Raw genomic sequence first — 12939 nt, forward strand, 5'->3', positions numbered from 1 at the left:
CCAACCTTTCAGAATATTTATTATTTACGAAAATTATATTGTTTGATTGACACTATGTCAATGATATAATGTCAGTAATAGTAGAAAATATAAAAAGGAATGAGATAGATGAAAAATTCCATAGATCAATTACCTGCGAGACAGCAGCAGGCCCTTAAAACACGCCAAAAGCTTCTCCAGGCCGGAAAAGAAGTTTTTCTCGAAAAAGGCTTTCAAAAAGCGACCATCTCCCAAGTAATCAAAAAAGCAAAAACAGGCTACGGCACGGCGTACGTCTATTTTAAAAATAAAGACGAGCTTTTCATTACATTAATGGAGGATCTCATGAACCAGTTTTACGAAGTGGCAGAGATGCCCTTTAAGCCTCAGGCCAAAGAAGAGGCCTATGAAAATATTAAAAAGCAGGTGAGGCTGTTCCTGCAGCTGGCTATGGATGAGCGGGACATGATGAAGGTCGTAAAAGAGGCAATCGGCGTCTCTCCTGAGATAGAGGAAAAATGGTATGGAATCCGTGAACGCTTTATCGAACGGATTTCAGTCGATATCCGCTACGCCCAGGCGCAAAGGCTTGCCAAAGAGAACCTTGACCCTGCCCTCACCGCGAGAGGCTGGTTTTATTCGAATGAGATGTTCATGTGGGAGCTGGTGATGAATCAGGAAAAGTATCAGATAAATGATGTGATTGTGAACTTGACGAGGATGTATACAGGCGGATTGTACGAATAAAGTATGCGTTTATAACGCATAAAAGGTGCCTCTCCCAAGAACTGCAATGGGCAAAGCACCTTTTTTACAAGTCAGGTTGCATACATATTTACTAGCTTCAGGTTTAGAATATTCTCTGAAAGTTCCGTCCCAAAATCTTTTCTATATCTTCCGTCTTGTACCCTCTATCTGCCAATCCCTTAATCAATTGACCCAGGTTTCCATGTCCGTCAATCACGTCGAACGGTTTCCTAGGCATGCTGGCTAAATCCTCTGTGGACACATATTTGAAGAAATCATCACATAAATCAAGACCTATTCCGACATGATCAATGCCAACTAGCTGAACCATATAATCAAGATGGTTAATCAGATGATCCAGATTACTGTTTTCGTCTTCTGCCGCGACAATGATGCTGACCGCGTTTATTCCGATAACACCGCCTTTGGAGGCAATGGCTTTCATTTGGTCATCCGTTAAATTGCGCATCGTATTCGAAAGAGCCCTCGCATTTGAATGGGAAGCAATAATAGGCTTTTTTGAAATTTCAATGACATCCCAAAAACCTTCATCATTCAAATGGGAAACATCAATCGTCATTCCCAGTTGTTCTGCTTCTTCAATTAACTGGACACCAAAAGAGGTTATGCCGCCTTTCCTGCCTTCCCGTATTGGGCTAAAATGGCTTCCATCACCGACTGCATTTCTTCTGCTCCACACCAAGCCCATGTTTCGGACACCCAATTCATAGAATATCCTTAACAGGCTTAAGTCGGTCCCAATTGGCTCTGCACCCTCAAGAGAAAGCAGGAAACCGATTTTGCCTGATTTCCGGGCCAGCAGCATGTCTTCACTATTTTTGCAGATCATTAACTTATCTGGTGATTCCTGTACTTCTTCATAAATTGCACTTACTTGATTCAAGGCTTTCCGCAAGGCCATCTCCGGCAAAAAACTGCTATCAATAAAAATAGCAGCAATAATGATATTCACACCGCCCTGCTTAAAGCGCGGCCAATAATCGGTTTCAATCACCTTCTTTTTTCCTCGTTCTCTTTGAATTGCCACGTCCATCAATAAGTCGAAGTGACCATCCATAATAAGAGCGTGATTTTTAATCTGATCTATATATGTTTCTGTTTCCATTTGATCTTCCTCCATACTAAATATTACTGTTCCACCTGTCCATCCATCATGAGTAAAAAGCTCTAGCAATAGACTAGAGCTTTTACAATATCGGCCATTCCTACACTAACTCATTCACTTCCAGACGGGCTAAATCTCCTGCAGCTTTTACGCGAATACGGGTTGCATTGCCAGGCATGTAGGCAAGCGGAACATCTTCTATATCTACAATGACCAGACTATCAGGATCAGCACCAGCATTGATTGCTTCCGACATAGCCTTTTCTTTAGCGAGTTGAAGCGCCTTTTCTCTTCCGATTTCAGCCAGGGCATATACCTTTTCAATTTGTCCGCTGACTTGGGAAATCGCTGCTCCGATGGCATTTGCTACTCCTGAATGCTCAGGCCGAATGACCTGTGAAGCGCCTTTTAATTTTTCCGGCAGTAAAATGCTTCCTCCGCCAACAAGGAGGACCGGTACCGGCGCCGCACTTGTTTTCATCTTATCAATCGCTTCTTCAACAAGCTCGACCATTTTATCATAGACTTTATTCAATAATGTTTGGTCAAGATGTGCTACCTTTGAAGAATCGCCAAGATTCACTTTGCCGAGTGCTACTGCAACATCTGTGACTGTTAACGTGTCCCCTCCAAAAATAAGACTTTTTTCCGGCAGCCGATATCCGACGCTGTCAGGTCCAACTGTGAAGCCTCCATTTTCGTGAATTCTGATAATCGTTCCGCCGCCAAGTCCAATGGAAATCAGATCCGGCATCCGGAAATTCGTGCGGGCTCCTCCAATTTCCACAGCAAGGGAGGATTCCCTAGGGAATGACTGAACCAGAACCCCGACATCAGACGTGGTACCGCCAACATCCACAACAATAGCATCTGAGGAATCGCTTAAATAAGATGCACCGCGCAGTGAATTCGTTGGGCCGCAAGCAATGGTGAAAATCGGGTATTTCACCGCATACTCAACAGACATCAGGGTGCCATCATTTTGTCCGAAAAAGACTTTTGCCTCGATACCTTCATTTTTTAAAGCATTGATAAATCCGTCCGCGGCTGTTTTAGCAACATTGACAACTGCAGCATTCAGAATGGTTGCATTTTCCCTTTCCAGCAATCCTACTGATCCAATTTCGGATGATAAGGAAACAGAAATATCTTCTCCGAGCACTTCTTTCATGATTTCACTTGCTCTTTGCTCATGTGCTTGCGAGACTGGCGAGAAAACAGAAGTAATGGCAACAGAATCCACATTCCCTTTAATTTCCTCTGCAATTTGATATAAATGCTCTTCATCTAAAGAAACGATTTCGCGTCCATCAAATTCATGTCCTCCCCGGATCAGGTAAACATATTTTCCGAGTGCATCACGCAGGTCATCAGGCACTCCGATCAGCGGCTTAACCGCGAGGGTTGCAGGAGCACCAATACGTATTGCGGCAATTTTATTCAGTCTTTTTCTCTCAACGATTGCGTTTGTACAGTGTGTTGTTCCCAGCATGGCATATTTGATTTCTTCCCGCGGAACATTTCCATCCTGTATAATTTTTTTCATGGCTGTATAAATGCCCGTTGTCACATCTTCTGTTGTCGGTGATTTTGTTTCCGAAATGACTGTATTATCCTGATCTAAAAGCACTGCATCGGTATGGGTTCCCCCAACGTCTATTCCAATTCGATAAACACCCATTATGCTGTCACTCCTTTTTTGGCTAGTTCTTCAACAGGGACATATTCCACATCATATCCAAAATACTTTGGACCAACTGTTTCAATCCCCTTCCCTGTTCTCCATTTTGGATGGCAAGGCATTCCGATAATGACACATCTCGCACCGTATCTAATTCCCTCCGTTGTGATCGGAAGGCCAGTTTCTGCATCAAGTACCGCAATCAGGTCAGGTGTGACACAAAGCAGGCGCTGATCCGTCTGGGCAAGAAGATGTTCATTCTGGAATCGAACCTCCAGAGTCTCGCCTTTATACTCATTGATTCCTTCGAAGGTTGCCACTCCTCTTGCAAAACCTGTTTCTGTCTTCCGATTAATATCGCTGACTTTGCCGCGGAATAGTTCAAACCCTTTAGCCTTTTTCAGGACTTCGCTTATCGGGTCAGCATTATATTCCTTAGCAAGCCGGATCGCTCTGCCGATTTCCTCTTCAAGTTTTAAGATATTGCTAATACCGCTTTTCTTAATCTCCTTGCCGGTCATTGGATAGATGGCAATCATGGAAGAACCGCCCATTTCAATCGTTGCAGCCCGGGCAATCCTTTCTGTCCAGACATTATTGATTGTCGACAATAGTGTTGTGTTTCCTTTTTCATCTGCGATCACCATAGGAGTAGCAGAGATTCCATCCAAGTAGAATGTGACCATTTGCAGTTCAGGGAACGCTCGTCCCATCCCATCCACATCTACAACCGGAAGGCCAAGTTTGGCAGCAAGGGCCAAGGGCAGCATGGAATTCAATCCGCCAGCTTCAATTGGCATAGTCGCATAAATCTCTTTCCCTAAATACGATTCAAGGTTTTTGAAAGCTGCAGCTGCCTCCTCACCGCTTGGGGCCTTTTCAAGCATAACGGTTGGGGCTCCCATCATGGCTGATGGAACAATTAATGCATCATCCGGCACCTCATCTGGATCTAAAAGTGTAATTTCCCCATATTCTTCGATCGCCTGCAATGCCATGAGCTTTCCAATGTAAGGGTCTCCCCCTCCGCCCGTTCCAAGTAAGGCGGCACCTACTGCTATATCTTCAATCTCCTGCTTGCCTAATTTTCTCATTTTTTTAAACCTCCCAATATTCCGAAAATTTATGATGCAATATGTTCTTTAACCTCTTTATTGCCTGATATGGTTTTCAAAGCTATTACACCGAGGTAATAAATAATAGCGCTTATTAACAGCGAATTGATGGATGGTATTCCTAGTGTTATATAATAGCCGCCTGCAAATCCTGCAGCCCAGGCGAATAAAGTCACTGGATTTAATTTCTCCGGCTCTGATGGCAAGATGCCTTTTTCCCTGCTTTCATCAAGTGCTTTACGATATGTTTTTAACACGAAGTAATCCACCACCATAATACCGGCTATAGGAGGAATCATGATTCCAAGCAGAACGAGGAAATCCACAAATCTGTCCAGGATGCCGAGAATGGATAACAGTGTTCCGATCGCACCGATGATAAGGGTAATGAGCCCGCGATTTACTTTCACCTTGAATACGGAATCAATGATATTTGTAAATCCCAGTGAAGAAGAATATAGATTTAAGTTATTAATTTTCACTGTTGAAAAAACAACAACTGCAGCTCCAAGCCAGCCCGATGTTTGAAGCATAATGCTGACAACATCACTTGTTTTGGCTGCATGGGCCATAAGAACCGCGATCATTCCGACACCAAGCTCGCCAACAATGGTTCCGATGGTGGTCATCCAGAATACATCCTTGCCGTTTCGGGCAAAGCGGCTGAAGTCAGGTGTGATGACTGCACCAATCATGAAGCCTCCCGCAACCATTGTTGCACCTACCCCGATGGAAAGTCCTTCTCCGGGAGGAGGAGTACTCATAAGGTTAAATATGGAGTGGTCGCTTAATACTTGGTAGATTCCCACTCCTACTACCAATAGGAAAGCTGGTACGGCAATTTTCGCAGTCATGCTCAAAAGCTTAAATCCAAATATAACCAATACCGTCACACCTAATCCAGTGATAGCAGCTGAGACTGGCAGACTCAATTTTCCATCTGTCGCCTGAACCAGTCCATTGGCAAAAACGGAGTTCTGCACACCAAACCAGCCAATTGTACAAATGGCGATGACGGCTCCGATAATGGTCGAACCGTATCGGCCGAATCCTGTCCAGCGAGACAACAGACTCGTAGAAAGCCCTTCACGCGCCCCCGCATAACCGATTAGAAAGCTTACTATCTGCAATATTACACTTCCGAGCATCATGGCCCAAAACGCCTGCCAAAAAGTCATTCCGTATCCCAAAGCAGCCCCAAGCATAAATTGAGAGAGTGTCGCCAGAGCACCAACACGGACAAGCATGATATCCCACATTGGCAAACGTGCTGACTTGGGAACTCTGGACAGAGAGTAATCGTCTCCTAACTTTGAATGATCTTCCATGAATTCCTACCTCCTGTTACATTTTTCACTCTTCTGCCTTGGCATTTAAGTAAGAAGCTTTGGGGACAAGTAAACTGTGAAATAACTAAGCTTTTACTTTTATGAGCTTTTAACACGCTCTTTAGATGGCGGTGTCATGTAAGTCAGGCGGCTTTGTTTAACGCCCATGACAATCAGATTTTCAAGTAGTCTCGTGGCAGCAAACACCGGATCGATGACCGGTACGTCATAGCCGTTCTTTTTTAAGCGTGCCTGCAGTTCGGCGGCAACACCCATAAAGCCTGTACAGCCTAAAATAAGTGCGTGTGCATGATCTTGCTCGATTGCTTTGATCATTTCCTCGTATAATTCTCTTTTTAGCCTATCTTTATCGTGAACTTCCAAAACCGGAATATTCACATAACGTACTGAAGCCAAATTTCCGTTTACACCTAAAGTCTTGCTGATATTCTCAATCATTGGGACAACATTTGGAAGCACGGTCACAACTGAAAAGGATTTTGCAAGAGAGCTTGCGAACAGCATAGAGGCTTCACATGCACCCACAACTGGAATATCCAAGATCTCTCTGGCAGGCTTGACGCCCGGATCTCCGAAGCAGTCGCTAATAACACCTTGATAGCCTTCCTCTTCTGCCTCTTTTGCTTTTTCTAAGAAATTAGGCACGCATAAGGCCTCATCATATTCGCTTTCAACAGAGGCAGGCCCATAATCCAGACTTGTAACGCCCACTTCGGTTGTATCGGATGCATAGTATTTAACTTCCTCTTTAATTTCCTCATTAAAGATATCCGATGTAATAGGCATGATCACTTTGATCTTCATTCTTATATACACTTCCTTTTTTAAAATTTTTCATTGTATTTATTATGGAAAGAGCGCAATCCTGTCAGGCCAATTCTCCTAAAGCCTTTACCCGAACTCTTAATACTTCGCCTTCCAGATAATCAAATGGGAATTCTTCCAATGAAACAAGCTCTATGCTTTCTTTTTTTGCTCCTTTTTGCAGAAGCTGCTGAAAAAGCTGTTCTTTTGCCCGGTCAATGACTTCCTGTTTAGTAATGCCATTTAACCAGAAAACTTTATCTATTTCTGCAGATAGAGGAGCAAAGCATGCTCCGACAGCATTGCAAATATGGTAGCCAGCCGGATGCAATACCTTCTTATATCTGCCAAATAACCGATTAGCGAGAAGCGGACTTCCCCCTCCAACAAGAATGACAGGCAGATCCTCGACACTTGGCTGGAGTCGTGAGATTGACTCCTTAATATTTTTTGTTACCATTTGAATAACTTTTCTGCAGTCTTCTTTTGATAAAAGGTCCAATCCTTTCTGCTGTAAAGTTTCATCTTGAAAAGAATCGGGAAATAGTTTAAGAAAGGAGTCGGTTAACGTCCATGTATGGCCTCCCCATGCCATCCCCTGCTGTTCGATATCATTTGCAATCGTTTCCTTGATTTCCGCTAATTCGTTTTCAATCGTGATAAGACTCCCGCCTCCATATGGCAAAGAATGAATTTGCGGTACACGGACATTAACTTGAATATCAAAAATAGAAGAAGAACCTACAGAAACTTCGGGCTGTCCATTTATGATTTTTCCAATATCGATTGTGCTTCCGCCAGCATCCACAACAATGCAGCTCTTTAAACCGCTTAAGATACTGGCGCCTCTAATACTATTGCTCACACCAGAACCAATCGTCAGGATGGGATATTCCGAAGCCTCATGAATTTCCATAAGTGATCCGTCATTTTGTGTCAGCCAATATGGACAATTTAACGATAGATTCTTAAATATTTTTGATAAGTCAGTCATAGCCTGCCTTATAACTTTTGATAAAATGGCATTTAATAAGGCTGCATTTTCCCTTTCTATAAAACCGGTACTTCCAATTTCATGTGACATCGTAACCGGTATTTCAGGATAATGTTCCTTTATGATTTTCCGGATTTCTCGTTCTTCCGTTTCATATAAAGGGGAATAAGCTCCGACAATACAAATGGATTCAATGCTGTATTTTTCAATATCGCTGAGCAGCTTGTTTATTTGGCCAGAATTCGGATTTAAAGAATCATCCTTATTCCCCTTGTAATCACACAAACTCTTAAAATCATACACTTTCCCAATATACTTCTTAAGATTCGATGGCCATTGTATGGCAGGTCCAATTAAAGAAGGTATCTTGGTCATGCGGATCAGAGCGGTTTTTGCCAGATTGTTAGGGTAGTATAAGGCATTGAGCACATGAGTCGTCCCCAGGAATACACCCTCAATTTTTTCTGGCGGAATATTCGCTTCCTGTAAAGCTTCGTTTGCTGCTAATTTAATGCCGGTAATGATATCCTTTGTTGTTAAGTGTTTCGACCAGGAAAGAAGCTTGCCGTCGTTCGTTATGACTACTGCATCTGTGTTTGTACCGCCTACATCAATTCCAAGTTTCATAGCCTGAATCCCCCTGAAATGGTTTATAGGAACAGGCTAATCCATAGCTATTCGGACCGACTAACTCCAGCATGTCTTTTGTACGAAGAATATTAGGCGCAGGGACAGCGACTATGGTAATGAAAAGACCTGATTGAACTTCAGAAACATTGTAAGGAATTAAATTCTCCTCATTTAATACCAGGATGAGATCAGGTGCTGTACAGATGTATTGGCCATTTTTTATGGATATAAATTCATTCTTGAATTCTATTTCAATCCGTTGATCTGAAAATGCAGATCGCCCTTCAACAATGAACTTTCCTACAAGTGAGCCTTTTTCAAACCAGCGGCGGACCTCTGTTACCACTCCGCTAATGATTTGCTGAGGCTTCCCATAAATGGAGTTTTCAAACACGTGTATCATATGATCCATTTTGACGCCTGCTGATGTTTCACTTTTAAGGACATTGCCCAGCCTGAAAATTAAATTTAATGTTCCGGGAATCATAGACGTCTTCATTTTCTGTCCTTTAGCTCCATATCCAACTAAATGGGCATGGCCTCTATTTTTTACGGTAAAAACCTTTGCCATTTCTGCTGTGTAATGAGCATTTTCCGCGTCATAAATAACCCTGTTCGTGTCATGTGTCTGTAAAACCATCGGTGATAACGGAATTTCCGATAAATGAAAGGCAGTCATAAATAATTCCGGAAAGGCTCTTCCCATTCCATCCCCGTCTATGACGGGCAAATTCGCTTGGATTGCTATTACTAAGGGGATTAAGGAATTAACACCGCCCATTTCGATTGAAATAAGAGCTCCTACATTCTTGCTTATGACGGATTCATAAAGCCTTAAAGCCCGGATTCCTTCACGGCCGCTTGGAATATCCTCATTAAATAAAACAATGGAACCCATAATTCCTGCCGCAGCCACCCATTCATCCCCAAGATCTGTGATGGATTTGACCGCAATGACATCATCTTCTCTCATAATCGACATCAACAGACTTTCCGCTGTTTTCGTATCACCGCCCCCGCCGCAGGATAATAGCTTTGCTCCTAATGCTAAAATGGGAATGTCATTCTTTCTAATCTGCCAAGACATATGATGTGCTGCCCCTTTCAAATTTTATAAATGCAAGAACTGTGCCAGAAAAGAGAAAACCCCTCAGGCATGAGGAGCATGGGATTGATTGCCTTTATGATTTTTTCAAATGCAAAACTGTTGATAATGAGAAAGAATTTAAAGATAAAAATCATAATAATTTAAACGACTTTCTCAATTTTTCTCGTTTTTTCTCATTTTTTTGACTTTTTATCATATTTTAAATCCTCTTATTTCAACTGAAGAATCATTTAATTTTCATCTTGCTAATCCTTCTATACAATGTAGGAAGGCTTATGTTCAACTGTTCAGCTACTTTCTTTTTCCCTGTCGTATCTCTTCCAAATTGATCCAATAGCTTTAGAATTTGCTCCTTTTCATCTGAATGTTTCTTTCTTCTGCCGGATGTTACAGCCTGTATTTGCTGAAGAGCTTTCTTGTTTACCTGGCTTTTATATAGGTCACTTAGATAGACAGGCAAGCTTTTAATCGTGACCAAATCACCGATCTCCAGCTGCATAAAGTGATGGACAACATTTTGGAGTTCCCGTATATTACCTGCCCAATGATAATGCAGAAGGATTTCATTGACATCTTTAGATAATCTCTTTGGTGATCGGAAGAGCTTTTGAGAAAACGATTTTAAGAAGTATTCGACGAGAATAGGAATATCTTCTTTTCTTTCTCTTAGGGGAGGAATGGTAATTGGAATTACATTTAGCCTGTAATATAAATCCTCCCTGAATTGCCCTTCGGAAACTAATTCCTCCAGATTGCGGTGAGTAGCTGTTATGATGCGTACATTTATAGGAGTGGTTTTCGTATCCCCAACCCGTTCAATTTTTCTTTCCTGAACCACTCTTAACAATTTAGCCTGGAGATGAAGAGATAAGTCACCTATCTCATCCAGAAATATCGTTCCGCCATTGGCCATCTCAAATCTTCCTGGTTTATCTGCGTTTGAACCTGTAAAAGCCCCTTTTACATGTCCGAAAAGCTCACTTTCCAACAGCGATTCAGGTATAGCCGCACAATTGATGGCGATGAATGGGCCGTCTTTTCGATTGCTCGCCTGATGTATGGACTGGGCGAATACTTCCTTCCCGGTACCGCTCTCACCTCTAAGTAAAACGGAAGAATCGCTTGGAGCTACTCTTTTTGCTATTTCAACTACCCGTTGAATGGCCTCGCTTGTCCCTTTAACATCATGAAAGGAGTACAGAAATCTTTTATCCTCTTTTTTCATTGATTTTAAAATGGGATTCAACTGGATAAGAAATGATTCGATTTGTCCAGCTGATAAAATAGGCTTTAATCGGGCCAGGCAGGGTTCTGACTTTCGTACGGTTTTACTTGTATGGAGAGAGACTTTCATTTCCTGCTGATTAGCTATTTTGGCCATCTTCAGCCAGTCCGGAACCGAAATGACTTCTGTCATATGTTCACCTATTAATTCTGCTTGAGTTTTATTCAGCATGCTGCACAGCCTATTGCTGATGTTATGAATGGTTCCGTCCCTTCCAGCTATCAATATAGGCTCATGGATAAAATGAAACATTCCATTAATCTCTCTTAAAAACTGATTATTCTCCTTTTTCATTTCATGATTTTCTAGTTTCGCACCTGCCCATTCACTGCATAAATCAAGCTGAAGCTCTAGAATGTCCAAATTATTCTGCAGCCACTCGCTCTGTTCTTTTATGGGAGTAATTAATATAATCCCTGCCACTCTTTTTTTAATGAAAATAGGAGAAAATGCAGCAGTTTCAATTGCACAATGAACTTTTGCAGAACAAGACATACATGTACTATGATCAGATTTTTGCTTTACAAGCGCATTGATTCCGGTCTTCCTGATCTTAGAGGCAATCTGACAATTTTGATGAAAATTCTTCCATTCCATTCCTGTCAGCAATACATCTGCTTTAACAGGATACGATTGAAAAAATTTTGCGGCACCCGACTTCATTTCTGTCAATAATTCCTCCAGCATAGCCAATCACCCCCAAATATTTATAATTTTATCATAACAAAGGCAATATTCTGAATTGAAATTTCATTGAGGCAATAGGCTCGACTATATGAATCTTTTATCCATTAGTGTGCAGCTTTTTACATTTACGGTCCAAATTAATTCATTTATGTGCTGCTTCCCCGGTTAAAAGAACCAAAAATATTCGATACAGCGCACACCAAACAGGTGCCCCTTTTCAATTCGAAACCAGCTCGGGTTCATTCGATGTAACCGTAATACTCCCTTTCAAAAGCTTCACAACCACATCCGAATCTCTCGCAATGTCGGGGTCATGCGTAACAACGATCACGCATTTCCCTTCTTCATGGGCCAGCGCCCGTAAAAGCTCAACAATCTCCTTGGCGGTGTATTCATCCAGGTTGCCGGTCGGCTCGTCCGCCACAATCAGCTCGGCGTCACAGCACAATGCCCGGGCAATGGACACACGCTGCTGCTGGCCGCCGCTTAATGTAAGCACTTTTTGCCGGGCCTGGATTTCGGAAATCCCGACCCGCTTCAGCATTTCCACAGCAATCGCCTTTTTATAGTTCCTTTTTTCAAAACTCACATTAATATTTTTCAAGATATCGTGTTTTTTATTTTCATGTTTATACCAGTACAGGACGCCCATTTCATACTTCCGCTCACTTCAAGCTCCATTACAGCCGTCTCATCACGCGGGTTCGTCACGGTAATCTCATCCCCAACTCCCAGCTCGTTTTCTTCCGCCAATGTCTGTTCAATCAGCGCAACATTTTTTCCGATATGCTCTTCTGTGATCCCGGTTCCTTCAACAATCGAGGAGGTTCCATCCATAAACTCCGCAACCGAGTCTGTAAAGGCAACCCCCTGCAGGCTCACATCCCCCTGCATCATCCCGCCCGGCATGCCCCTCAGGCTCCTGCCCTTCACTGCTTTCATCAGATGTGTCTGTTGCATCCGACTCGCTTTCAATCGGCTCAAAATCGGAGGCCAGCCCAGTGGTGGATGAGTAAAAATTATAGCCTTTAATCTGGTCATATGAAGCCAGTTCCTCTGCTGCATCAAGCGGGACAGGCACTGACTGGAAACGTACCCGTTCCCCCCCGCTCTGCTGCTGGGACATCGCCTGCTCTCTCAGTTTTTCCATATCAGCCTGAAGGGCGACATCAGCCCCCAGCTTCTGGCGGGCAAGATCACCAGACTTTTCGGCAGCTGTCTGAATCGACAGTCCTGCCAGCACTAATACACAAATCACAGTAAATACGAAGACCTGCAAAATACTTTTCCCTTTTCGCGCCTTCACGCTTAAGAACGCCCGTTTTACAAAATTCATCTCAAGATTCCCCTCAGCCCTCTAAATAGTTCTTAATCTCATATTCTTCAAATTTCTCTTCCAGCCATGCGGTGTATTCGGTTTGCATCTCTGTTTCG

General features: G+C 42.7%; 12 protein-coding genes. 1 reads left to right on the forward strand and 11 read right to left on the reverse strand.

Features of this window, described 5'->3' with window-relative positions:
- Window positions 1–108: 108 nt before the first annotated feature.
- Window positions 109–726 (forward strand): TetR/AcrR family transcriptional regulator, encoded by a 618-nt coding sequence (locus BFI01S_RS03605; protein ID WP_061791380.1) that lies wholly within the window; start codon window positions 109–111, stop codon window positions 724–726.
- A 103-nt stretch (window positions 727–829) separates the two neighbouring features.
- On the opposite strand, the gene BFI01S_RS03610 is transcribed toward BFI01S_RS03605, so the two are convergent.
- The 11 genes from BFI01S_RS03610 to BFI01S_RS03655 all read right to left on the reverse strand — a co-directional run bounded on the left by BFI01S_RS03610 (window position 830) and on the right by BFI01S_RS03655 (window position 12841).
- Window positions 830–1852 (reverse strand): dipeptidase, encoded by a 1023-nt coding sequence (locus BFI01S_RS03610; protein WP_061791381.1) that lies wholly within the window; start codon window positions 1850–1852, stop codon window positions 830–832.
- A 100-nt stretch (window positions 1853–1952) separates the two neighbouring features.
- Entirely contained in the window at window positions 1953–3533 is a 1581-nt protein-coding gene (locus tag BFI01S_RS03615; RefSeq protein WP_061791382.1) for a hydantoinase/oxoprolinase N-terminal domain-containing protein, read from the reverse strand.
- On the reverse strand, window positions 3533–4627 hold the full coding sequence (locus BFI01S_RS03620) for an S-methyl thiohydantoin desulfurase family protein (protein WP_061791383.1): 1095 nt from the start codon (window positions 4625–4627) through the stop codon (window positions 3533–3535). The genes BFI01S_RS03615 and BFI01S_RS03620 overlap by 1 nt, the downstream gene beginning before the upstream one ends.
- A 29-nt stretch (window positions 4628–4656) precedes the next feature.
- Window positions 4657–5976: a purine-cytosine permease family protein gene (locus tag BFI01S_RS03625; protein ID WP_061791384.1), complete on the reverse strand. Its 1320-nt coding sequence runs from the start codon at window positions 5974–5976 to the stop codon at window positions 4657–4659.
- Between the two features lie 99 nt (window positions 5977–6075).
- Complete coding sequence (locus BFI01S_RS03630; protein ID WP_061791385.1) at window positions 6076–6801, reverse strand: aspartate/glutamate racemase family protein; 726 nt, start codon at window positions 6799–6801, stop codon at window positions 6076–6078.
- A gap of 64 nt (window positions 6802–6865) precedes the next feature.
- Window positions 6866–8422, reverse strand: coding sequence for a hydantoinase/oxoprolinase N-terminal domain-containing protein (locus BFI01S_RS03635; RefSeq protein ID WP_061791386.1), 1557 nt, complete (start codon window positions 8420–8422; stop codon window positions 6866–6868).
- Window positions 8406–9512 (reverse strand): DUF917 domain-containing protein, encoded by a 1107-nt coding sequence (locus BFI01S_RS03640; RefSeq protein ID WP_061791387.1) that lies wholly within the window; start codon window positions 9510–9512, stop codon window positions 8406–8408. Before BFI01S_RS03640 ends, BFI01S_RS03635 begins: the two co-directional genes overlap by 17 nt.
- A 247-nt stretch (window positions 9513–9759) precedes the next feature.
- Window positions 9760–11505: a sigma-54 interaction domain-containing protein gene (locus tag BFI01S_RS24500; RefSeq protein WP_061791388.1), complete on the reverse strand. Its 1746-nt coding sequence runs from the start codon at window positions 11503–11505 to the stop codon at window positions 9760–9762.
- Window positions 11506–11722: 217 nt separating this feature from the next.
- Window positions 11723–12157 carry an ATP-binding cassette domain-containing protein gene (locus tag BFI01S_RS03650; RefSeq protein WP_061791389.1) on the reverse strand — a complete coding sequence of 145 codons (435 nt, stop codon included), beginning with the start codon at window positions 12155–12157 and terminating at the stop codon, window positions 11723–11725.
- Window positions 12106–12342 (reverse strand): hypothetical protein, encoded by a 237-nt coding sequence (locus BFI01S_RS23875; protein ID WP_235831089.1) that lies wholly within the window; start codon window positions 12340–12342, stop codon window positions 12106–12108. Before BFI01S_RS23875 ends, BFI01S_RS03650 begins: the two co-directional genes overlap by 52 nt.
- Window positions 12317–12841: a hypothetical protein gene (locus BFI01S_RS03655; protein WP_235831090.1), complete on the reverse strand. Its 525-nt coding sequence runs from the start codon at window positions 12839–12841 to the stop codon at window positions 12317–12319. Before BFI01S_RS03655 ends, BFI01S_RS23875 begins: the two co-directional genes overlap by 26 nt.
- Window positions 12842–12939 lie beyond the last annotated feature (98 nt).

It is taken from the genome of Cytobacillus firmus NBRC 15306, from assembly GCF_001591465.1.
In the GTDB taxonomy this organism is placed as follows: domain Bacteria; phylum Bacillota; class Bacilli; order Bacillales; family Cytobacillaceae; genus Cytobacillus; species Cytobacillus firmus.

What these genes read in the sequence shown, in the direction of transcription:
- BFI01S_RS03605 (WP_061791380.1), top strand. Translation starts at nt 109, where the DNA reads ATGAAAAATTCCATAGATCAATTACCTGCGAGACAGCAGCAGGCCCTT.
- BFI01S_RS03610 (WP_061791381.1), bottom strand. Translation starts at nt 1,852, where the DNA reads ATGGAAACAGAAACATATATAGATCAGATTAAAAATCACGCTCTTATT.
- BFI01S_RS03615 (WP_061791382.1), bottom strand. Translation starts at nt 3,533, where the DNA reads ATGGGTGTTTATCGAATTGGAATAGACGTTGGGGGAACCCATACCGAT.
- BFI01S_RS03620 (WP_061791383.1), bottom strand. Translation starts at nt 4,627, where the DNA reads ATGAGAAAATTAGGCAAGCAGGAGATTGAAGATATAGCAGTAGGTGCC.
- BFI01S_RS03625 (WP_061791384.1), bottom strand. Translation starts at nt 5,976, where the DNA reads ATGGAAGATCATTCAAAGTTAGGAGACGATTACTCTCTGTCCAGAGTT.
- BFI01S_RS03630 (WP_061791385.1), bottom strand. Translation starts at nt 6,801, where the DNA reads ATGAAGATCAAAGTGATCATGCCTATTACATCGGATATCTTTAATGAG.
- BFI01S_RS03635 (WP_061791386.1), bottom strand. Translation starts at nt 8,422, where the DNA reads ATGAAACTTGGAATTGATGTAGGCGGTACAAACACAGATGCAGTAGTC.
- BFI01S_RS03640 (WP_061791387.1), bottom strand. Translation starts at nt 9,512, where the DNA reads ATGTCTTGGCAGATTAGAAAGAATGACATTCCCATTTTAGCATTAGGA.
- BFI01S_RS24500 (WP_061791388.1), bottom strand. Translation starts at nt 11,505, where the DNA reads ATGCTGGAGGAATTATTGACAGAAATGAAGTCGGGTGCCGCAAAATTT.
- BFI01S_RS03650 (WP_061791389.1), bottom strand. Translation starts at nt 12,157, where the DNA reads ATGGGCGTCCTGTACTGGTATAAACATGAAAATAAAAAACACGATATC.
- BFI01S_RS23875 (WP_235831089.1), bottom strand. Translation starts at nt 12,342, where the DNA reads ATGGATGGAACCTCCTCGATTGTTGAAGGAACCGGGATCACAGAAGAG.
- BFI01S_RS03655 (WP_235831090.1), bottom strand. Translation starts at nt 12,841, where the DNA reads ATGAATTTTGTAAAACGGGCGTTCTTAAGCGTGAAGGCGCGAAAAGGG.